This window comes from Sphingosinicella sp. LHD-64, from assembly GCF_031157375.1.
Classification (GTDB): Bacteria; Pseudomonadota; Alphaproteobacteria; order Sphingomonadales; family Sphingomonadaceae; genus Allosphingosinicella.
The window spans coordinates 657938-678683 of record NZ_JAVIFV010000001.1 but is presented as its reverse complement, the minus strand read 5'-3'; the positions used below and the strand labels follow the sequence as shown (position 1 = coordinate 678683).

Genomic DNA, 20746 nt, shown 5'->3' with positions numbered 1-20746 from the left:
TCGCCGCGCGCGGGGACGGGGTGACCGCGGACGGCAGGTTCATGCCGATGACCGCGCCCGGTGACCTGATCAGCCCTGACGGCGCGGTGAGTCCCGGCCCGCACCACGCAACGCCGCCCTGCCGCCATTTTCCGGACTGCGGCGGCTGCCAGCTCCAGCATGTCGACGATGCGGCTTATGCGGAATTCCTCAAGGACCGTGTCGCCTCGGCGCTGGTGGCACAAGGCGTGCCGGTTCCCGACATCCTCGATCCACACCTCTCGCCGCCGCGCAGCCGCCGCCGCGCCGCACTCAAGGCGGCGGGCGGGGCGATCGGCTTCAATGCCGGGAAGAGCCATCGCATCGTCGATATGCGCGAATGCCATATCCTGAGGCCCGAGCTGTTCGCGCTCGTCGCGCCCCTGCGCCGCCTGTTGCCCGGCCGTGCCGAAATCGTGTTGACCCTGGCGGACCAGGGCGTCGATGTCCTGCTCGAAGGCGTCACCGTCGAAGGCCTTGCGGCGACCGAGATGATGGGCGCCTTCGCCGCCGGGTATCGTCTCGCCCGCCTGGCGATCGACGACGGCTATGGCCCCCAGACCCTCTGGGAGCCGGAGCCCGTCACCATCACGCTAGGCGACATCCCCGTCCCGCTCCCGCACGGCGCCTTTCTCCAGGCGACACGGGAAGGGGAGGCGGCGCTGGTCGGTGCCGTGCGGCAAGCCATCGGAGATGCGCAGACCGTCGCTGATCTTTTTGCGGGCCTCGGCACTTTCTCCCTTGCACTAGATGGCCGCATCTATGCCGCCGAAGGCGCCCGCGATGCCGCCTTGGCACTGAAATCGGCCGCTGCGCGCGCCCAACGCCAAGTCTTGGTTGACCATCGCGACCTCTTCCGGCGCCCGCTCGAAACGGCCGAGCTGAACCGCTTTGAGGCCATCGTCATCGATCCACCACGCGCCGGCGCGAAGGAGCAGGTGCCGCTGCTGGCTGCTTCGGACGTGCCGCGGATCGCCTACGTCTCTTGCAATCCCAGCACCTTCGCGCGCGATGCGAGGGTGTTGTTGGACGGCGGCTACCGCCTCGACTGGATACGGCCGGTCGGCCAGTTCCGCTGGTCGACCCATGTGGAACTGGCCGGCCGTTTCAGCAGGCCCTGATGGCGGTGGCCGTCAGAGCGACGCGAGCCGCTCTCCCCGGGCCATGATCAGCGCGACATCCGGTGTCGGCGATGCGTCGAGGATGTGCACGGTCGCACCGACCCGGGTCACCTGGAACAGCTCCCGGGCGAACGCCATCGGCAGGCGGATGCAGCCGTGCGAGGCGGGGCGGCCGGGGATCTGGCCGGCATGGAGTGCGATCCCGTCCCAGGTCAGCCGCTGCATGAACGGCATCGGCGCGTTGTTGTAGAGGTTGGAATAATGCTCGCGCCGCTTCTCGAGAATGTCGAAGCGGCCGATCGGCGTGGCGTGCCCGGGACGCCCGGTGGACACGGTGGTGACGCCGATCAGGGTACCGCTACGATACACATAGGCGCGCTGGAGCGGGATCGAGACGACGACCTCGACCGCGCCGCTCGGCGCCAGCTCGGGTCGCCAGGCGAACTCGCCCGGATCGAGATCCGATCCGTCGGCGAAGATCACCGGCCGCTGCGCGGTCTCGACGAAGTCCTGCAGCCCCGCGGCCGGGGCGCCCAGTGTCTCGGACAGCGCATGCATCTGGACGGACCGGTCGCCGCTTCCGTCCGCGGCGCTCGACTGAACGGGCGCGGCGCCGAGCAGCAGCGCGGCAACGGTCCCCAACGACAATAACTTTGCGAACTTCATCCCTTTTCTCCCTGAGACGGGGGCCCGGCCTCGCGTCTTCGGAAGCGATCGCTAGTCGTTTCGGCGGGGGATGCAGGCGCCGCGCGGCGAAGGCCGCGGAGTCGTCGTCGAAGCCGCCGCGCAGCGACGAACCGGGCGATTCGCACGATGAACGAAGGTCGCCGAAGCGCCACAAATCGTTAATGCCGCGGTAACCCTCCTATCGCCCGGCAGTCATGCGGGCCCGCTAAGCCTCTTCCCCAGCGGCGGCCGAATCGGCATGCTGGCCCGATGTCCGGCATCCGCCGGGCCTCGCATTTTCGGATCTATCGGGGGGAATCGATGAGCAACGCCTATTTTTCGCTGGCTTCGGGCAATTTCGCGCAGGACTGGTCGGACACCGGTCTGATCACCGCCAATGACCAATGGGCGGCCGTCGCCAGCATCATGGGCTATCTCGGCGACATCAATTCAGGATCGCCCAGCAATGTCGATCCGCGCACGCTCACCCAGCCGGCGCTCGGCGCGCTCGACGTGATCGCCAACCAGACGAACACGACGATCAACAATGGCGGCATCGCCGAATTCCAGATCGCCAATCCGACGATCGCGCTGCAGGGCTCCGGCACCGCCGATGCGCCCAGCCTCGTCCTCTACATGGACGCGAGCGGCCGCTCCGACATCCGCCTGCAGGCGAACCTGCGCGACATCGACGCCACCGCCGGCGAGGACGCGGTGCAGCAGGTCAACGTCCAGTACCGCACCGCCGAGGGCGCGGAGTGGATCAACGTCCCCGGCGGCTATTTCGCCGACGTGACCGGCCCGGGCGCGACGCTGGTGACCGCGCTCGACGTGATCCTGCCGCCCGGCGCGAACGATGCCGCGACGCTGCAGATCCGGATCATGACGACCAATGCCGGCGGCAATGACGAATGGGTCGGCGTCGACGACATTGTGGTCAGCAGCGACCCTCTGTCGGGCGGCGATCCCGGCGTGCTGTCGATCGCGGATGCGAGCATTGTGGAAGACGATGCCGGCGCGCTCACCTTCACCGTGACCCGCAGCGGCGGTGATACCGGCGAGGTTTCGGCGACCTGGACGCTCAACTTTACGGGCAGCGCCGACGCGTCCGACATCGAGAGCGATCCGCCGTTCACGGGCACCATCACCTTCGCCGACGGCGAGACGGAAAGGACGATCGCCATCGAGATCGCCGACGACGCCGATTTCGAGCCGGACGAGACGTTCACGATCACGCTCTCCGCGCCGACCGGCGGCGCGGTGCTCGGCGACGCCGAGGCGACCGGCACGATCCTCAACGACGACACCCCGCCGACGCCCGGCGGCGGCGTCTTTATCAACGAGATCCATTACGACAATGCCGGCACCGATGCGGGCGAGGCGATCGAGATCGCCGCGTCTGCCGGCACCGACCTCGCCGGCTGGACGATCGTGCTCTACAACGGCAGCAACGATCCCGGCGCCGCCGTAAGCTACAACACCAGGGCCCTGAGCGGCATCGTCCCCGACCAGGACGACGGCTATGGGACGATCAGCTTCTCCTATCCGGCCAACGGCATCCAGAACGGCGCGTTCGACGGCTTCGCGCTGGTCGATCCCGAAGGCAATGTCGTCCAGTTCCTGTCGATCGAGGGGACGATCACCGCCGCCAACGGCCCGGCCGCGGGCCTCACCAGCCAGGACATCGGCGTCTCCCAGGGCGGCAGCGACCCGATCGGCTCGTCGCTGCAACTCGTCGGCACCGGCGCGAGCTACGAGGACTTCACCTGGATCGCCTCGAACGACGACAGCTTCGGCGGGGTCAATGCCGGCCAGGACTTCATCAGCCCGACCGGCACCGGCCTGATCAGCGTCGCCGATGCCAGCGTCGTCGAGGGCGACGGCGGCGTGCAGCAGCTCGTCTTTACCGTGCGCCGCGCCGGCGGTACCGACCAGGCCGCCGCCGTCGACTATGTCCTCAACCTCGACGGCAGCGCCGACGTCGCCGACCTTGCGCCGGGCCAGCCGCTGACCGGCACGGTTATTTTCGCGGTCGGCGACACCAGCGCGCAGATCGTCATCGGCATCGCCGGCGACACGGTCGGCGAGGGCAACGAAACCTTCAACCTCCTGCTCGCGAATCCGCAGGGCAATATCGCCATCATCGACGGCGCGGCGACGGGCACGATCGTCAACGACGACCCGATCACCCTCAAGACCTACGAGATCCAGGGCGAGGGCCATCGCTCTGGCTATGAGGGCCAAGTGGTGACCACCGGGGGCATTGTCACTGCGGTCGCCACGAATGGCTTCTACCTCCAGGACGCGACCGGCGACGGCAACGCCCGCACGTCCGACGCCCTGTTCGTTTTCACCGGCGCAGCGCCGGGCGTGCTGATCGGCGACGCGGTGTCGGTGAACGGCACAGTCGCCGAGTTCCTGCCGGGCGGCGACACCACCAACCTCACCGTGACGCAGGTGACCGCGGCAGCGGTGACGCTGCAATCGACCGGCAATGCGCTGCCGGCGGCGACGGTGATCGGCGCGGGCGGCGTACTGCCGCCGAGCCAGGTGATCGATGACGACGGCTTCGCCAGCTACGATCCGGCGAGCGACGGCATCGACTTCTACGAATCGCTTGAAGGCATGCGGGTCACCATCGATCAGCCGCTGGTCGTCGCCGAGACCAATAGCTTCGGCGAGACCTTCGTCGTCGCCTCGGGCGGTGCCGGCGCCTCCGGAGTCAACGACCGTGGCGGCATCACCGTCTCGGACGGCGACTTCAACCCGGAGCGGATCCAGATCGACCAGACCCCGGCGCTGTTCCCCGGCTATGATCCGGCGCACAGCCAGGGCGACCGGCTGTCCGACGTGACCGGCATCGTCTCCTACAGCTTCAACAGCTACGAGGTGCTGGTCACCGGCCCGGTGACGGTGACCGAGGACGTGACCGTTTCGCGCGAGACCACCAACCTGGCCGGCGACGCGAACCATCTCACCGTCGCCAGCTACAATGTCGAGAATCTCGATCCCGGCGACGGCCCGGCCAAGTTCAACCTGCTCGCCAGCGACATCGTCTACAGCCTTGCCGCGCCGGACATCATCGGCCTGCAGGAAGTCCAGGACGCCAACGGACTCAACGGCAGCGATCCGCTGTCGGGCACCGAGACCGCGCAGCTGCTGATCGACGCGATCGCGGCGCTCGGCGGCCCCAATTACGTCTATGTCGAGATCGCGCCGACGAGCGCGGGCTCGACCGGGGGCGAGCCGGGCGGCAACATCCGCAATGGCTTCCTCTTCAATGCCGACCGGGTCGACTATGTCGAGGGCAGCGCCGAGCTGATCGAGGGGCCGGCGTTCAACGGCAGCCGCCGGCCGCTTGTCGCCGACTTCACCTTCAACGGCGAGACGGTGACTCTGATCAACGTCCATTCCACCTCGCGCCTCGGCAGCGATCCGTTGTTCGGTTCGACCCAGCCGCCGGCCGATGCGGGCGATGCCCAGCGCACCGCCCAGGCCAATGCAGTCCGCGCCTATGTCAACGACGCGCTCGCGACCGATCCGTCGCTGAAACTCGGCGTGCTCGGCGACTTCAACGGCTTCTGGTTCGAGGACGCGATCGGCGCGCTCGAGGCGGGCGGGGTGATGACCGACCTGCACCGGCTGCTGCCGGAGGCGGAGCGCTACTCCTACCTGTTCGAGGGCAACCTGCAGGCGCTCGACCATATCGTCGTGACCGGCGGGCTGGCCTCCGGCGCCCAGTTCGACGCGGTTCACATCAACGCCGAGCAGGCCAGCGGCACGCCGCGCGCCACCGATCACGATCCCGTCCTCGGCCGCTTCTTCATCCCGGCGCCGAATGCCGCGCCGGTCGCGAGGGACGATGCGATTGCGGTGGCGGAGGACGCCACCAGCGACAACCTCTGGGGCCTGCTGCTCGGCAATGACAGCGATCCGGATGCCGGTGACACGCTGGCGATCGTCGGTGTGGACGCGACCGGCACGCTCGGCAGCCTCGTCTTCGATCCGGCCACCGGCACGTTGCGCTATGTCGCGAACGGTGAGGTCATCAACGAGCTCGGTGCCGGCGAGACGTTGGTCGACCGCTTTGCCTACACGGTCAGCGATGGCCGCGGCGGCAGCGATACCGCGACGGTCGAGGTCACCGTCTCGGGCGCCAGCGACCCGGGCGTGACCCGCAATGGGGGCAACGGCAACGACCAGATCGACGGGACGGCGGGCGCCGACACCTTGTCGGGCGGAAATGGCAGCGACGTGCTCTACGGCTTTGGCGACGCCGATACGCTTTCGGGCGGCAACGGCGCCGACGTGATCGACGGCGGGCGCGGCAACGACTGGATCAGCGGCGGCAATGACGACGACATCCTGCTCGGCGGGCTCGGCAACGACGTCCTCGACGGTGGCAACGGCAATGACTGGCTGTTCGGCGGGGAGGGCGCCGACACGCTCAGCGGCGGCAATGGCAACGACCTGATCGACGGCGGCGCCGGCGATGATCTGCTGACCGGCGGCAACGGCAACGACGTCTTCCGCGTCAGCGAGATCGGCGGCGACGACCGGATCGCCGATTTCCGCCGCGGCCAGGACAAGGTCGACGTCAGCGGCCTCGACGCGATCGAGGGCGGCGGCCATGACGGCTTCGCCTGGATCGGCGGCGCGGCGTTCAGCGGCGCGGCGGGTCAGCTGCGCGCCTACACGTCCGGCGGATCCTCCTATCTGGCCGGCGATGTCGACGGTGACGGCGCCGCCGACTTCACGATCCAGACCGGGGTGCTGCTGACCAGCGCCGACGTGATCTTCGCCTGAGCTTTCTCACAGTCACCGATCGTCATTGCGAGCGAAGCGAAGCAATCCAGGGCTGCCTCCGCTGGATTGCTTCGTCGCTCCACTCCTCGCAATGACAGCCGGTCGCGGTTGTTCGACCGTCGCTGGCCTCCCACCCGGAACCGATGCCGGATTGAAACGCTTCTGTCATGGAGGCAGAAGGGATCGGTTGATGCCGTGGAGACGAGGGAGGGGCGATGTTCCTTCTTGACCGGATGCTGCGCGCGCTCGTGAAAACCGGGCCGCTGACGGTCGTCGATCCGTCCGGCAAGGCACACAGCTACGGCGCGCCGCGCGAAGGCGTTCGGCCGGTGACGGTGCGCCTGTTCGGGCGCGCGACGCCCTGGTGGATCGCGCGCGATCCCGCACTCGGCGCGGGCGAGGCCTATATGGACGGGCGACTGGTCGTCGAGGACGGCGACGTCCGCGACTTCATCGATCTCGTCGGCTACAACGGACGCTGGGATGCCGACAATCGGACGCGGCGCATCCTCAAGCGCCATCAAGGCGTCGCGGCCTGGTTCGACACCTGGAACTGGCGGCGTCGCGCCAGGCGCAATGTCGCCCATCACTACGACCTGTCCGGCCGGCTCTACGACCTCTTCCTCGACCGCGACCGGCAGTATAGCTGCGCCTATTTCGCAGGGCCGGACGTTGGGCTCGATCAGGCGCAGCTCGACAAGAAGGCCCATATCGCCGCCAAGCTCCGGCTCGAGCGCGGCCAGCGGGTGCTCGACATCGGCTGCGGTTGGGGCGGGCTCGCCCTCTATCTCAACCGCGTCGCCGACGTGGACGTGCTCGGCATCACTCTCTCGGAGGAACAGCTCAGGGTTGCGCGCCGGCGGGCCGAGGAAGCGGGTGTCGCCGACCGGGTGAAGTTCGAGCTGATCGACTATCGCGACGTTGCGGGACAATTCGACCGGATCGTCTCGGTCGGCATGTTCGAGCATGTCGGGCCGCCCTATTACGGCGCTTTCTTCGACCATTGCCGCGAGCTGCTGACGCCCGAGGGGGTGATGCTGCTCCATACGATCGGTCGCGCCGACGGGCCCGGCGCCACCGACGGCTGGACCACAAAATATATCTTCCCCGGCGGCTATGTGCCGTCGCTCAGCCAGGTGATGCCGGCGGTGGAGAAGTCCTGGCTGTGGCTCACCGACCTCGAGGTGCTGCGCCTCCATTATGCCCGCACGCTCGAACACTGGTACGATCGCAGCGTCGCGGCACGGGACGAGATCGTCTCGCTCTACGACGAGCGCTTCTACCGGATGTGGCTCTTCTACCTCGCCGGTTCGCGCAGCGCCTTCGTCCATGACGGCCACGTCGTCTTCCAGTTTCAGCTGACCCGCAAGCGGGACGCGGCGCCGCTGACCCGCGACTATCTGTTCGAGGAGGAGCGGCGGCTGCGCGGATTGGAGACGGTCCGGTCGAGCTCGATCGCGGCCTGATCCGCCATCGTTCGACCCTATTGCGATTGCCGTGCCGACGTTTCATGTTAGCGCTAACGAAACTTCGGCGGGGGAGGCATGATGCGCTGGTGGTTGTCACGGTTGACGGCGGTCCTGCTGGCGGCATCGCTCGGTGCAACGCCTGCCGCCGCGCAGCGCTGGGTCGGGAGCTGGGCGACCTCGCAGCAAATACCCGAGCCGCACAACATGCTTCCCGACGACCAGCTGCGCGACATGACGTTGCGCCAGGTGGTGCGCCTGACGCTGGGCGGCGAGAGCATCCGGGTCCGCCTGTCCAACGCCTTCGGAACCGAACCCCTGGCGGTCGACAACGTACATGTCGCCCTGAGCGACGGCGGCGGCGCGCGGATCGTCGCCGGGACGGGGCGGGCGGTGACTTTTGCCGGCCATCGCACGGTCGTGATCCCGGCGGGTGCCGACTATCTCTCCGATCCCGTCGACCTCGCCGTGCCTGCGCTGACCAGCCTCGCGGTGACGATGCACCTGCCCGAGCCGCCGGCGCGGCAGACCGGCCATCCGGGCTCGCGCATCGACTCCTGGCTGCTGCGCGGCGTGCACAGCGACGCGGTCGACCTGCCGGGCGCCGCGAAGATCGACCACTGGTATCAGCTTGGCGGCATCGACGTCGAAGCGCGAGGTCGGGAGGCGGCGATCGTGCTGTTCGGCGATTCGATCACCGACGGCTATGGCGTGACCGGCGGGGCCAACAACCGCTGGCCGGATTTCCTCGCCCAGCGGCTCCAGGCCGCCCCGCAGACGCGGCATCTGTCGGTGCTCAACCATGGCATCAGCGGCAACCGGATGCTGCGCGACGGGCTCGGCCCCAGCGCGCTGGCCCGCTTCGACCGCGACGTGCTCTCGCAGGCCGGCGTGCGCTACCTCGTGATCCTCGAAGGCGTGAACGATCTCGGCGTGCTGACCCGAGGCGCGCCGGCGACGCCCGAGCAGCACGAGGCGCTCGTGCGGGGCGTCGTCGGCGCCTATGCCCAGATGGTCCGAAGGGCGCGCGAGCGCGGCATCCGGGTGATCGGCGCGACGATCCTGCCGTTCGCCGGGTCCGATTATTATCATCCCGGCCCGCCGACCGAGGCGAGCCGGCAGGCGATCAACGCCTGGATCCGGACGCCTGGCAATTTCGACGCGGTGATCGATTTCGATGCGGCGATGCGCGATCCGGACCGGCCGGACCGGATACGGCCGGACTATGACCTGGACGGACTGCACCCATCGATCGCCGGTTACCGGGCGATGGCCGACGCGGTGCCGCTGGAGCTGTTCCGCTAGCGCTCGAGCCAGCCGCGGCCGGCCTGGACGCGGGCAATCTCCCGCACGCTCATCGCCGCGATGAAAGGGCTCGGCGAGGCCGCGCCGCGATCCAGCACGGCGAGACCCTCATCGACGCCGGGCGCGGCCGCAGCGAGCTCGCGCAGGGCGGCGAACCGGATGCGCTCGGACGGATGGTGCGCCGCGAAGCTTTCGACCAGGTCGCGGGCATTGCCGCCCGTCTGGGTGGCGGCGATCGCCAGCAGGGCTTCCGTCGCCGTCCGGTTCAGGATCTCGGCGATCTCGCATCGTTTCACGTCGAAGCGGTACTGGTCGAGGAACGGCTGGCGCGGCGAGGCCTCCATGATGTTGATCGAGATCGACATCTCGTCGGCGGGGAGCTGGTCGTGCACGTCGCGATGGGCGCGGTAGAGCATGACCTTGCCCAGATCGAGCTTCGCCTTTTCGACGAAGCGCAGGTTCACCTTCTCGCCGGGAACGCCGACCACGCCCTCCCGGTCATATTCGTAATAGTCGCTCCAATAGCCCGGTCCCAGATAGCCGACGGTCAGGAACGAGAAATTGTGGTCGTGCGGCACGTGGTAGAAGAAGGGCGAGGTGCCGCTGGCCTTGAACAGGCTGTCGCGCGGGCTCGGCCAGAAATTGGCGCGGATGAAATATTTCTCGCTGGCGCGGTGCAGCATGATGACCTGCGAGCTGTACTTGTTCTCCCGGGTCTGACGCACGCAGCGGTCCTTGAGCTCGGCGACCGCGATGTCGGCGAGGAACTGTCGATTGGCAGCCAGCCCCTTGAGCAGCACCCCGGCCGCCGCGAAGCTGTCCTCGTCAGCGGGATCGAAGGCCGGATCGTTGAGTGCGGCGATGACATCGCCGAGCTCGAGAGGGGCCGTTTCCGGGCAATCGATGATCCGGGGCATCAGGCGGCCTTCCGGTCGCCGACGACCTGCTCGAGATGCGCCAGCGTCGCGCCCGCCGTCGCGCGAACATCGTCATGCGGGTCGAGTGCAGCCATGGTGCGCAGGTGAGGCAGCGCGGCGCGGGCATCGATGCCGATCAGCTCGCGCATCACATGCCAGCGCACGAAGAAGTCCGGATGGTCGAGAAGCGCGGCCATGACGGGGAAGGCCGCGCTGCAATCGAGCTTGCGCAGCAACGTCGCCATCATCTGGATGCGCGATGCGCCGTCGTCATTCGCATTGCAGCCGACATAGGACAGGCTCCCGGAATCATATTCGACGCCCACCGGCGCCTGATCGCGCGCGATCTCCGCCTGAAGCAGCAGGATGTTCGCGCGGGCCTGTTCGATCACATAGGCCTGCCGGCGCCCGTCGACGACGAGCACGTCGCCATCGGCCAGCCGGCGCTCGCCGGTCCGGACGCAGCGGCCGGCCGATGTCGCGGAGAAGCCGGCGCCGATCGGCGGCGCTTCCCAGAACGACAGCAGCGCATCGCCCGCATCGACGAACTTGAGGACCGACATCCGGCCGGTGAAGCCGATCGAGGTTGCGCCGCGGTGCGCGCTCTTCTTGGCGGCAAGCTGGGCGATGTTGATGGCGCCGATCGCAAGCGAAACGTCCGGACTCTCGTAGACCATGAGTCCTTTATGGATGTCGCTGTAGATCGCGGGGAAGGGCGGTTCCGCAAACGGATCGCTCCTGAGCATGTCGGCGAGACCGACGATCAAACTATCCAACCAATCACCCTCAAGTAGCGATCGGACGGCCTCGGCGGTCACCTCCGCGCTCCGATCGGGCGCCGTCGCGAAGGCCGCGTCCAAACGTCGATGCAAACCGCCGCTTCGCCAGTCGGTTGCGAACGCGTCGACTGTCTGTTGCGTCTGGCGCTGGGCTTCGCGGTCTGCGAGCCAGGCCAGCGACTTTGCGCGATCCGCGGGCGCGGGCGCTCCAGTTCGATTGGCTTCACTGGTCACGCGTATGACGCTCCGGCCTTGACTTGCCGGCGACCACCACGGGGGCAGAGCGCCTCCGTACGTGCCGCCGGCAGATTTGCTTCAAGCTGCTATGTAGATGGCAAGGCCGGCTGCAACGCCGAGACAAGCCGCACCGCCAACCTCTTGCTGCTTTGCCGCGCCCGCGACAGCCACCTGTGTGCAGAGCTCCGGAAGAGCTTCCACTTCGAACCGGATCGTTTCAAATTCTTTGGCCATTTTTGCCTCCCATCTTAGCTTTTAGGGAGGTGGCTTGTCGCACCGATTGATTTATACTTTGCTAAACGGAATTCCATTTGATCAGTCGGACGCGGGCTCTCCATCTTCTCGCCGATACGCGTCACGCAAGACGGTCAGGCTTTTGAGCTCGCGCCGGCTGCGCCGCATCATGACGAAAAGATAGATGTAAAGCGCGGCGACGATGATCACCAGATGGACGGCCACCGAATGCGGCCCCGCGAGCCTCTCCCCGATGTCCGCGAGAATACCGTCGACCGAGCCGCTCTCGAGGGCGGCGCCAAAGGCCAGGCCCAGGATCACGCCCGGCAAGCCGCCGAGCAGTCCCGTACGGACCCGTTTCAGCGTCGCATGGGCGCGGGCGATGGATTGGTCGAGCATCTGCTCGGCCGTGCCTGTGAGCGATTTTAGCTCGAGCGCACGCAATTTGCGTTGGCGAATGCTGCTTCCCAGCATCAGCGCGATGGCAGCGCCGCCGATCAGCAAGGTCGCCGGCCTCGGATTGGAAATGGCGAGTATCAGCACGACGATCGAAACGAGGATGGCGAATGCCGCATCGGCAAACTGGGCGCGTCGCGCATGTCGTGCGACCCGGTCGGCGGTCCGGCGGAGCTTTTCGATCTCCGCCGGATCGGGATCCTGGCGCCACATGTCGCCGAGGCGTTCGAGATCGAAATCTGTCATCGCCCCCTCTCCAGCATAGATTTGAGCGCCGCCTTCGCCCGTGAAAGCCTCAACGCCAAAGCATTGGGCGCGATTCCCAACATTTCGGCGATTTCCGCATAGCTGAAACCTTCGAGAACCAAAACGATAACTTCACGTTGTGGTACTGGAAGGCGACGTGTTGCTTCAATCAACGCGCGCCGCTCGCTTGCGTCAATTGCGCTTTGTTCCGGATCTGGGTCACCGGCTTCGAGTTTTTCAGGAATTTCCGCAGTCGGCAGCTGGCGTACTTGCTTGGCAACAAAGGAAATAGCCCGATTCTGGGCGATCCGCGCGATGAAGGTCTTCAGCGAGGCGTCGGCGCGAAAGCTCGGCAGCGCCTGCCAGACGGCGAGGAGGATCTGCTGGACCAGGTCTTCGCGCAGGGCGGGGTCGGCTTCATAGGACATGGCGATGCGCGTGATGAGTGCGCCGTGTTCGGCGACGATGCGCTCGAACGGCGGCGTCTCATCTCCAGCCATGCCGGTTGCTGTGGCCATAAGCGGCCGACTCCCCACTCACTGTTTCTCGCACGAAACGGCGAACAATCACATGGGTCTGAAGACGGGGTAAACGCTCGCGACCCGAGCGCGTCAATGTGGATACGATCAGGCGGCCCGGCGGGTCATCCATCTGATCTCCGTGCAACGCGAGCAGCGGTGGTGGATGCGCTGAAATCCGATCACCTTGCCCAGCATCGCGGCAGCCCAATGGACGCGGCGGGTCGGCAACGCGAGATCCGCCGCGATGCATGCGTCGCAGAGGCCATCACGCCGCGCGCGGATAAGTCGAGCGACGTCCTCCGTCCCGCTCATCCCTCGATCCCCAGCAGCCAATGGGCGAGGCTGACCGGCGCGACGTTCGCATCGGGGGCGGTCCGCACCAGCGCGGTGCGATGGGCCATGATCCATTGCAGGCAGTCGATGCGGTTCTCGAACAGAGGATAATTGTCGCGCGCCGGCCGGAGCGACTCCTCGTCGATCAGGAAGCGCGCACCACGCCGGCAGCCGGGCATGCCCGCCCAGTCGCGCATCGGTGCGGTCACCGCCGGCACCCACCAGGTCCTTGCGCCGTCGAGTGTGTCGACGTCGGACATCTGCATCGGCCCCGTCCTCTCCTCGGACATTGTCGAAGCCGGCGCGGGGAAGGGGCGGCCCCGCGCCGGCGAGATCGTCACTTCAAATCGAAACGATCAGCATTCATCACCTTGGTCCAGGCCGCGACAAAATCGCGGACGAACTTCTCGCCCGCATCGGCCGCGGCATAGACCTCGGAAAGCGCCCGGAGCTGCGAGTTCGAACCGAAGACAAGATCGGTTCGCGTCGCCGTCCACTTCTGCCGGTCGGTCTTGCGATCTGTGCCGGCGAACACCTCGTCGCCTGCCGGATCGAGTTCCTTCCACGCCGTGCCCATGTCGAGCAGGTTGACGAAGAAGTCATTGGTGAGCTGGCCCGGCCGGTCGGTGAACACGCCATGCTGCGACCCGCCATGGTTGGCGCCGAGCACGCGCAGGCCGCCGACCAGCACCGTCATCTCCGGCGCGCTGAGGCCGAGCAGCTGCGAGCGGTCGATCAGCAGCTCCTCGGTCGGCACGCTGAAACGGACCGCGAGATAATTGCGGAAGCCTTCCGCCCGCGGCTCGAGCGGCTCGAAGCTGTGCGCGTCGGTCTGCTCCTGCGACGCGTCGCCGCGGCCGGAGGAGAAGGGCACGGTGACACTATGCCCCGCATCCTTCGCCGCCTTCTCGACGCCGACATTGCCACCGAGCACGATCAGATCGGCGATGCTGACCTTGCCGCCGAAATCGGCCTGAATGCCCTCATAGACCTTGAGCGCCTTGGCGAGCTCGGCGGGCTCGTTGACCGCCCAGTCCTTCTGCGGCGCGAGCCGGATGCGCGCGCCGTTGGCGCCGCCGCGCTTGTCGGAATCGCGGAAGGTCGAGGCCGAGGCCCAGGCGGTCTTGACCAGCTGGCTGACGCTGAGGCCGGAGTCCGCGATCTTGCCCTTGAGCGTCGCGACGTCGCCGTCGCTGAGCTTCGGGCCGGCCGGGATCGGATCCTGCCAGATCAGATCCTCCGCCGGCACTTCCGGGCCGAGATAACGGGCCTTGGGCCCCATGTCGCGGTGGGTGAGCTTGAACCAGGCGCGGGCGAAGGCGTCGGCGAACTGGTCTGGATTCCGGTAGAAGCGCTCGGAGATTTCCCGGTATTTGGGATCCATCTTGAACGCCATGTCGGCGGTGGTCATCATCGTCGGCAGACGCCGGTCCGGACTGTGCGCGCCGGGCGCCATGTCCTCCGGCTTCTGGTTCACCGGCTGCCATTGCGGCGCACCGGCCGGGCTCTTCACCAGCTCGTATTCATAGTCCATCAGCATGCGGAAATAGTTGTGCGTCCACTGGACCGGCGTCGGCGTCCAGGCGCCTTCGAGGCCGCTGGTGATGGTGTGATCGCCGACGCCGCTCTCGTGGCCGCTTTGCCAGCCGAGGCCCTGCTGGGCGATGTCAGCGCCCTCCGGCTCCGCGCCGACCTTGGACGCATCGCCCGCGCCGTGGCACTTGCCGAACGTGTGGCCGCCGGCGGTGAGCGCGACAGTCTCCTCGTCGTTCATCGCCATCCGCGCGAACGTCTCGCGGATGTCCCGGGCCGACAACAGGGGATCGGGATTGCCGCCCGGGCCGGTCGGATTGACGTAGATCAGGCCCATCTGGATCGCCGCGAGCGGCTCCTCCAGCACCATCTGCTCCTCGGGCCGGATGCGGGTCTGATTCTTTTCGTGCCCGACCCAGTACTCCTCGGTGCCCCAGTAGACGTCCTTCTGCGGCTCGTAGATGTCCTCGCGGCCACCCCCGAAGCCGAACACCGGGCCGCCCATCGATTCGATCGCGACGTTGCCGGTGAGGATCAGCAGATCCGCCCAGGAGAGCTTGCGGCCATATTTCTGCTTGATGGGCCAGAGCAGCCGGCGCGCCTTGTCGAGATTGGCATTGTCGGGCCAGGAGTTGAGCGGCGCAAAGCGCTGGTCGCCCGAGGAGGCGCCACCGCGGCCATCCCCCGTTCGATAGGTGCCGGCCGCGTGCCATGCCATGCGGATGAAGAAGGGGCCGTAATGGCCGTAGTCGGCCGGCCACCAGGGCTGGCTGTCGGTCATCAGCGCGGTAAGGTCGGCCTTCAGCTGCTGATAGTCGATCGACTGGAATTCCTTCGCATAGTCGAAGTCGTCCCCCATCGGATTGCCGTGCCGGCCATGCTGATGGAGAATGTCGAGGCTGAGCTGGTTCGGCCACCAGTCGCGGTTGGTGCGGCCCAGCAGGGACCGCAACGCCGCGGGTTCCTTCGCGGGATCGCTGAGGGGGCTGCCACTGGTCTTTGCGTCCATTGTCTCTCTCCGATGTCTAGTTCGCGTTTCGAGTCGGCCGGCCCACTGCGGCGTCCAGGACGACGGCATTCGTGACGAACTCGAGGGGGTTCGTGGCAGCCATGATGCTCCCTTCTGCGACGGGTAAGCAACATGACCCTACGACCGGAGAGCGAAAGTCAAAAACGATTAAAAGCGGTAAGACTGATCGAGCAGGGCGATGTTATTGCGGTGCAAAAGTCGCCAGACGACTGGTCCGGCCCGGCCGGGGCATGAAAAAAGGGGAGGGCGGTTCGTGCCTCCCCTCCCCTCCCTGAGAACCTCTAATTGTGTCGACCGCGTCCGCAACGCGCCGGATCGGCCCAACTGCCGCTGTCGCTGTCGGTGAGGCCACTGCAGCGATTGCCGCGCCGGCCGCGCCCATTGCCCGCCGGATCCGCGTTGCCGCCGGAATCGCCGTCGGTCAGGCCGGTCCGCCCGCGCCCGCGCCGGCCGCCGCGCCCATTGCCGGCGGGATCGGCATAGCGACCGGTGTCGTTGTCGGTGATGCCGCTGCGTCCGCGCCGGCCACGGCCGTCACCGGCCGGATCGGCATTGGGACCCGTGTCATTGTCGGTGATTCCCGAACGCCCGCCGCGCCGGCCGCGGCCGTTGCCCGCCGGATCGGCGTTGGGACCAGTGTCGTTGTCGGTGATTCCGGAGCGGCCGCGCCCACGGCCGACCGGGTCCGCATTCGGGCCGGTATCATTGTCGGTCACCTGGAACGCCTCGGCACGTCCGCCGAGAATGGTCAGTGCCGCGCCCCCCGCGATCGCACCCCCCGCCACACGTCCCAGAAAGGACCGGCGGGTCAGTTTTCTTGTGGTTTTCATGCAATCACCCCTTCCACATGCCCCGGGGGCCGGGCAGACCTTTCGGTGCCGCCGGTCCGCAAAAGGCGGATACGCGGTTCTGTGCCGGGTTGGATGCGTGGGAAAGGCGCGCCGACATGCGCCGAAGAGATCGGCGCGCACCGGCGGTGCATGGACAGCAGGAGCCCAAAGGCCGGGCGCAAGGTCAATGTGCGATTCCTCGTGCAGCCATGTCCGCGAAAGGGGCAACAGGCCCATTCCCCGGACAACTCAGAACGCAATGATGTGCATAGCTTAAAGAGGAGCGTCCTCCAAGCAGTCGCGTGGTGATCGCCGCGTCCGTGCGATCGCGCCGTGCGCACTGGAAATCCGCGTGCGGCCGGACTATTTCTGGCGCTGCAACGAACAAGGGCACGCCATGGCTTCCGGCCTCCTGGCCTATCTGGATTCGATCAAGGCGCGCGATCCGGCGCCGCGATCGCGGTGGGAAATCCTGCTTTATCCCGGCGTGTGGGCGGTCGGCTTCCACCGAATCGCCCATTGGCTGTTCAACGGCGAGCTCTTCTTCCTCGCCCGGCTGGTCAATCACATCTCGCGGATGCTGACCGCGATCGACATCCATCCGGGCGCCGAGATCGGCCGGAACTTCTTCATCGATCACGGCTTCGTCGTGATCGGCGAGACAGCGACGATCGGCGACGACGTCACAATCTACCAGCAGGTGACTCTGGGCGGCACCAACCCGACCAACGGCATCGCCGGCAAGCGCCATCCGTCCATCCGGGACGGCGTCATCATCGGGTCCGGCGCGCAGATTCTGGGGCCGATCATCGTCGGCCCGCACGCCCGGATCGGCGCCAACAGCGTCGTCACCAAGGACGTGCCCGAAGGGGCCACCATGATCGGCATTCCGGCGCGTTCGACGCTGGTCGACGCGCAGGAGAGCGCCCGGGCGCGCTTCCTGCCCTATGGCACGCCCTGCTCGGAGACGTTCGATCCGGCGACGCAGAAGCTCGAGATCCTCCAGTGCGAGATCGAGTTGCTGCGCAAGCGCCTCGCCGAGCTCATCGAGGAGCGGGATCACGCCGCCGGGGAGCTGCCCGTCAAAGAGCAGGGCCGCGCCTGATGGGGACGGTCCTGCAGTTTCCAGGACCGGACTCCAAAGCGCAGGTGGGTTTCGACAGGTTCGAATTGAACCGGATCGTGGACCTCTACGGTCGCATGGTCGCCGCCGGCCTGTGGAAGGACTATGCGATCGAGTTCCGCCCCGATGCGGCAAGCTTCTGGGCCTTCCGCCGCGCCGCCGAGCGGCCCGAATACCGCATCGAGAAGCGCCCGGCGCTGCGCGGCAGGCAGGGGCAGTGGGCGCTGATCGGCGAGGCCGGGCAGGTGCTGAAGCGCGGCCATGAGCTCGGGCCGGTGCTGGCCTCGATCGAGCGGCGGCTGCTGAAGCTGGTCGGCGATCTGTAAGCGCTGCGGCGCATCTCCCAAGGTTGCCAAACCGGCCCGTCCGCTTAGGGTTCGGCGAAACCGGAATTCAGGGGAGATTCGCATGCGCCGCCGCACCTTCCTCGCTGCCGCCCCGTTTGCTGCAGCAGGCCTTGCCGTCCGGACGGAAGCGCAGGCGCGGCCGACTTCGATTCCCGGGTTCCAGCCCGCGGGCGAGGAGACCTATGCACGCCCCGACCTACGCGCCGGGGATCGCCCGGTCGGGGCCAGCTTCGCCTCGCGCTCGGCCGTGTACGGGCGTTCGGGCGCGGCCGGGACGGCGCACCCGCTGGCGACGCAGGCGGGGATCGAGATCCTCAAGGCCGGCGGCTCGGCCGTGGACGCGGCGATCGCGATCAATGCCTGCCTCGGCTTCCTCGAGCCGACGGCCTGCGGGATCGGCGGCGACGTCTATGCGATGCTGTGGGACCCGGCGCGGCGCAAGGTCGTCGGCCTGGCCGGCTCCGGCCGCTCGCCGCGCGGCCTCAGCCTCGAAACGGTCCGGTCCCGCGCCCGGAACGGCGTGCTGCCGCCTTATGGCGCGGTCACGGTCTCGGTGCCGGGGGCGGTCGACGGCTGGTGGGCCCTGCACCAGCGTTACGGCCGGCTGCCCTGGCGCGATCTGTTCGCTCCGGCGATCGCGCTGGCCAGCGAGGGCGCACCGGTGCCGGAGATCATCAGTCACTACATGCGCCGGTCCATGGCGAACTTCGCCCGCCGGGCGAGCGAGATGGAGGAGGCCGCCAATGCCCGCGCCGTCTGGGGCGAGGGGCCGGGGGTCGGCGAGGTCTTCCGCAATCCCGATCTCGCCCGCACCTACCGGATGATCGCCGAGGGCGGCCGCGACGCTTATTATGATGGGCCGATCGCCGACACGATCGAGCGCTATTTCCGCCGGATCGGCGGCTGGATGACGCGCGCGGATCTTGCCGCCCATCGTGCCGAATGGTCCGAGCCGTTCGCCACCGATTATCGCGGCGTCACCGTCCACGCGCTCGGCGCCAACACGCAAGGCGTCGCGACGCTGCAGATGCTCAACATGATCGAGCGGTTCGACATGCGCGCGGCCGGCTTCCAGTCGGCGCGGGCGATCCACATCGCCGCCGAGGCCAAGCGCCTCGCCTACGAGGACCGCGCCCGCTATTACGCCGACCCGGCCTTCTCGCGCGTGCCGTTCGAATGGCTGGTCTCCAAGGACTATGCCGCCGAGCGGGCCCGGCTGATCCGGCCGGACCGAGTCAACCCGAGCGTGCAGCCCGGCACCGCGCCGAGCCGTGGCGACACCACCTATTTCACCGCGTCGGATCGCTGGGGGATGATGGTCTCGATGATCCAGTCCAACTTCCGCGGCATGGGCTCAGGCCTCGTCGCGGACGGCCTGGGCTTCATGTTCCAGGACCGCGGCCAGCTCTTCGCGCTCGAGGACGGCCATCCCAATGTCTACGCGCCGGGCAAGCGGCCCTTCCAGACGATCATCCCGGGCTTCGCGACGAAGGACGGCGGGCCCTGGCTCTCGTTCGGCGTGATGGGCGGCGACATGCAGCCGCAGGGCCAGTCGCAGATCGTCATGAACTGCGTGGATTTCGGCCTCGACATCCAGGCGGCTGGCGATTCCCCGCGCTGGCACCATGAAGGGTCGTCGCAGCGCATGGGCGAGGATTCACCCGATCTCGGGCCGACCGGCGTGCTGCGGCTGGAGAGCGGCGTTCCGGCTGCCACCCGGCAGGCGCTGGTCGACCTGGGCTGGCGGATCGGCGAGAGCGATGGTGGCTTCGGCCGCTACCAGTGCATCGAGCAGCGCATGAGTGGGGATCAGCGCGTCTATGCCGGCGCCAGCGAGATGCGCGCCGATGGCTGCGCGCTGGCCTATTAGGCCGCGGCCTGGCCGCCGATCTCGTCGCGCGACGGCAGCCAGCCGGCGGCGCGCAGGCGCGACACATTGGCCCGCGAGACGGGCGCCTCGATTCCGTTCATCAGCCTGAGGCGGACGTTGCGGCCGTCTTCGACCACCGCCGTCACTGCGCGGCGTGCCACCCACCAGGATCGGTGGATCTGCATGCCCTCGACCCCGTCGAGCCGCGCGATCGCCTGGCCGAGCGGCATCAGCACCAGATCGGAGCCCTGCCGGGTGTGCACCCGCACATAATGATCCTCCATCTGGAGGCAGATCAGGTCGCGTCCGAGCCTGAGCGGCAGGTGGAGCGGCAGCCCGGCGTCCTCGTTGCGATGCGGGTTCTGCGTGGCATGCAGCCCGAGGACGACGTAGGTGACGGTGCAGAAGGTGCTGATCAGCAGCGACTGGCCGTACCATTCGATCCAGCCGATCCGGACGAGGAACGGCCACAGGGCGACCGCAAGGGTGCGGGTTGCGAGGGCAAGCGGGATCGTGGCGAGCAGGACGATTCCCGCCATCCACATCCAGGTGGGCCAACTCCTCCGCGTCGCATGGGCCCGCGACCACCGGATCAGCAGGTCGAAGCCGATGCACCCCATCAGGGTGCTGGCGGTCCAATAGGCGATGCGGGTCGGCGCCGAATCGTTGAAATAGCTTCCGAACGGGCCGGCCAGGCCCATGAAGACGCCAAGCGCGCCATAGATGGCGAGGCGGATTGCCCATCCTCGTATATCGCGCCCCAGCATCGTCGTGGCGAACATGACGACGTCATAGCGGGCGAGGCGGTCCCCGAAAACCGTTCGCCTGCCGGCGAACCCGTTCGCCCGTTCACGAATAGGGCGGTGAAGCCCGGCGCCGGCGAGGCCAGAAGCACCCGGTTTCACCAC

General features: G+C 67.6%; 18 protein-coding genes. 7 read left to right on the top strand and 11 right to left on the bottom strand.

The features are described from left to right. Positions 1–41 precede the first annotated feature (41 nt). On the top strand, positions 42–1139 hold the full coding sequence (locus RCO27_RS03265) for a class I SAM-dependent RNA methyltransferase (RefSeq protein ID WP_309001903.1): 1098 nt from the start codon (positions 42–44) through the stop codon (positions 1137–1139). 12 nt (positions 1140–1151) lie between these two features. On the opposite strand, the gene RCO27_RS03260 is transcribed toward RCO27_RS03265, so the two are convergent. Beyond that, positions 1152–1805, bottom strand: a complete 654-nt coding sequence (locus RCO27_RS03260; protein ID WP_309001206.1) for a L,D-transpeptidase family protein — start codon at positions 1803–1805, stop codon at positions 1152–1154. Positions 1806–2126: 321 nt separating this feature from the next. Between RCO27_RS03260 and RCO27_RS03255 the strand changes: the two genes are divergently transcribed. The 3 genes from RCO27_RS03255 to RCO27_RS03245 all read left to right on the top strand — a co-directional run bounded on the left by RCO27_RS03255 (position 2127) and on the right by RCO27_RS03245 (position 9382). Next, entirely contained in the window at positions 2127–6611 is a 4485-nt protein-coding gene (locus RCO27_RS03255) for a Calx-beta domain-containing protein (protein ID WP_309001205.1), read from the top strand. A gap of 215 nt (positions 6612–6826) precedes the next feature. Continuing rightward, positions 6827–8077 (top strand): cyclopropane-fatty-acyl-phospholipid synthase family protein, encoded by a 1251-nt coding sequence (locus tag RCO27_RS03250; protein WP_309001204.1) that lies wholly within the window; start codon positions 6827–6829, stop codon positions 8075–8077. Between the two features lie 78 nt (positions 8078–8155). Further along, positions 8156–9382, top strand: a complete 1227-nt coding sequence (locus RCO27_RS03245) for an SGNH/GDSL hydrolase family protein (protein WP_309001203.1) — start codon at positions 8156–8158, stop codon at positions 9380–9382. Here RCO27_RS03245 and RCO27_RS03240 read toward each other — a convergent pair. The 9 genes from RCO27_RS03240 to RCO27_RS03200 form a co-directional block, all read right to left on the bottom strand. Beyond that, complete coding sequence (locus tag RCO27_RS03240) at positions 9379–10299, bottom strand: transposase (protein WP_309001202.1); 921 nt, start codon at positions 10297–10299, stop codon at positions 9379–9381. The genes RCO27_RS03245 and RCO27_RS03240 overlap by 4 nt on opposite strands. After that, positions 10299–11075 carry a HEAT repeat domain-containing protein gene (locus RCO27_RS03235; RefSeq protein ID WP_309001201.1) on the bottom strand — a complete coding sequence of 259 codons (777 nt, stop codon included), beginning with the start codon at positions 11073–11075 and terminating at the stop codon, positions 10299–10301. The genes RCO27_RS03240 and RCO27_RS03235 overlap by 1 nt, the downstream gene beginning before the upstream one ends. Positions 11076–11393: 318 nt before the next feature. After that, positions 11394–11549, bottom strand: coding sequence for a hypothetical protein (locus tag RCO27_RS03230; protein WP_309001200.1), 156 nt, complete (start codon positions 11547–11549; stop codon positions 11394–11396). An 81-nt stretch (positions 11550–11630) separates the two neighbouring features. After that, on the bottom strand, positions 11631–12251 hold the full coding sequence (locus RCO27_RS03225; RefSeq protein WP_309001199.1) for a hypothetical protein: 621 nt from the start codon (positions 12249–12251) through the stop codon (positions 11631–11633). Continuing rightward, positions 12248–12769, bottom strand: coding sequence for a sigma-70 family RNA polymerase sigma factor (locus RCO27_RS03220; RefSeq protein ID WP_309001198.1), 522 nt, complete (start codon positions 12767–12769; stop codon positions 12248–12250). The genes RCO27_RS03225 and RCO27_RS03220 overlap by 4 nt, the downstream gene beginning before the upstream one ends. A 108-nt stretch (positions 12770–12877) precedes the next feature. After that, the gene (locus RCO27_RS03215) at positions 12878–13084 is read right to left on the bottom strand and encodes a hypothetical protein (protein ID WP_309001197.1); all 207 of its coding nucleotides are present in this window, start codon (positions 13082–13084) and stop codon (positions 12878–12880) included. Continuing rightward, positions 13081–13365 (bottom strand): hypothetical protein, encoded by a 285-nt coding sequence (locus RCO27_RS03210; protein ID WP_309001196.1) that lies wholly within the window; start codon positions 13363–13365, stop codon positions 13081–13083. Before RCO27_RS03210 ends, RCO27_RS03215 begins: the two co-directional genes overlap by 4 nt. A gap of 77 nt (positions 13366–13442) precedes the next feature. Next, the gene (katG, locus tag RCO27_RS03205; RefSeq protein ID WP_309001195.1) at positions 13443–15647 is read right to left on the bottom strand and encodes a catalase/peroxidase HPI; all 2205 of its coding nucleotides are present in this window, start codon (positions 15645–15647) and stop codon (positions 13443–13445) included. 302 nt (positions 15648–15949) lie between these two features. Further along, the gene (locus RCO27_RS03200; protein ID WP_309001194.1) at positions 15950–16498 is read right to left on the bottom strand and encodes a hypothetical protein; all 549 of its coding nucleotides are present in this window, start codon (positions 16496–16498) and stop codon (positions 15950–15952) included. Between the two features lie 397 nt (positions 16499–16895). Between RCO27_RS03200 and epsC the strand changes: the two genes are divergently transcribed. The 3 genes from epsC to RCO27_RS03185 all read left to right on the top strand — a co-directional run bounded on the left by epsC (position 16896) and on the right by RCO27_RS03185 (position 19838). Then, positions 16896–17603, top strand: coding sequence for a serine O-acetyltransferase EpsC (epsC, locus tag RCO27_RS03195; protein WP_309001193.1), 708 nt, complete (start codon positions 16896–16898; stop codon positions 17601–17603). After that, positions 17603–17947 carry a DUF2794 domain-containing protein gene (locus RCO27_RS03190; protein WP_309001192.1) on the top strand — a complete coding sequence of 115 codons (345 nt, stop codon included), beginning with the start codon at positions 17603–17605 and terminating at the stop codon, positions 17945–17947. The genes epsC and RCO27_RS03190 overlap by 1 nt, the downstream gene beginning before the upstream one ends. 82 nt (positions 17948–18029) lie before the next feature. Beyond that, complete coding sequence (locus tag RCO27_RS03185) at positions 18030–19838, top strand: gamma-glutamyltransferase family protein (protein ID WP_309001191.1); 1809 nt, start codon at positions 18030–18032, stop codon at positions 19836–19838. Here the strand turns inward: RCO27_RS03185 and RCO27_RS03180 are convergent. Beyond that, positions 19835–20746 carry a LytTR family DNA-binding domain-containing protein gene (locus tag RCO27_RS03180; RefSeq protein WP_309001190.1) on the bottom strand — a complete coding sequence of 304 codons (912 nt, stop codon included), beginning with the start codon at positions 20744–20746 and terminating at the stop codon, positions 19835–19837. The two genes, RCO27_RS03185 and RCO27_RS03180, sit on opposite strands and share 4 nt — an antisense overlap.

Excerpts from the sequence above, each read along its gene's own strand:
- RCO27_RS03255 (WP_309001205.1), top strand. The coding sequence starts at position 2,127 with ATGAGCAACGCCTATTTTTCGCTGGCTTCGGGCAATTTCGCGCAGGAC.
- RCO27_RS03260 (WP_309001206.1), bottom strand. The coding sequence starts at position 1,805 with ATGAAGTTCGCAAAGTTATTGTCGTTGGGGACCGTTGCCGCGCTGCTG.
- RCO27_RS03210 (WP_309001196.1), bottom strand. The coding sequence starts at position 13,365 with ATGTCCGACGTCGACACACTCGACGGCGCAAGGACCTGGTGGGTGCCG.
- RCO27_RS03200 (WP_309001194.1), bottom strand. The coding sequence starts at position 16,498 with ATGAAAACCACAAGAAAACTGACCCGCCGGTCCTTTCTGGGACGTGTG.
- RCO27_RS03190 (WP_309001192.1), top strand. The coding sequence starts at position 17,603 with ATGGGGACGGTCCTGCAGTTTCCAGGACCGGACTCCAAAGCGCAGGTG.
- epsC (WP_309001193.1), top strand. The coding sequence starts at position 16,896 with ATGGCTTCCGGCCTCCTGGCCTATCTGGATTCGATCAAGGCGCGCGAT.
- RCO27_RS03230 (WP_309001200.1), bottom strand. The coding sequence starts at position 11,549 with ATGGCCAAAGAATTTGAAACGATCCGGTTCGAAGTGGAAGCTCTTCCG.
- RCO27_RS03220 (WP_309001198.1), bottom strand. The coding sequence starts at position 12,769 with ATGGCCACAGCAACCGGCATGGCTGGAGATGAGACGCCGCCGTTCGAG.
- RCO27_RS03240 (WP_309001202.1), bottom strand. The coding sequence starts at position 10,299 with ATGCCCCGGATCATCGATTGCCCGGAAACGGCCCCTCTCGAGCTCGGC.
- RCO27_RS03245 (WP_309001203.1), top strand. The coding sequence starts at position 8,156 with ATGATGCGCTGGTGGTTGTCACGGTTGACGGCGGTCCTGCTGGCGGCA.
- RCO27_RS03265 (WP_309001903.1), top strand. The coding sequence starts at position 42 with ATGCCGATGACCGCGCCCGGTGACCTGATCAGCCCTGACGGCGCGGTG.
- RCO27_RS03250 (WP_309001204.1), top strand. The coding sequence starts at position 6,827 with ATGTTCCTTCTTGACCGGATGCTGCGCGCGCTCGTGAAAACCGGGCCG.
- katG (WP_309001195.1), bottom strand. The coding sequence starts at position 15,647 with ATGGACGCAAAGACCAGTGGCAGCCCCCTCAGCGATCCCGCGAAGGAA.
- RCO27_RS03215 (WP_309001197.1), bottom strand. The coding sequence starts at position 13,084 with ATGAGCGGGACGGAGGACGTCGCTCGACTTATCCGCGCGCGGCGTGAT.
- RCO27_RS03185 (WP_309001191.1), top strand. The coding sequence starts at position 18,030 with ATGCGCCGCCGCACCTTCCTCGCTGCCGCCCCGTTTGCTGCAGCAGGC.
- RCO27_RS03225 (WP_309001199.1), bottom strand. The coding sequence starts at position 12,251 with ATGACAGATTTCGATCTCGAACGCCTCGGCGACATGTGGCGCCAGGAT.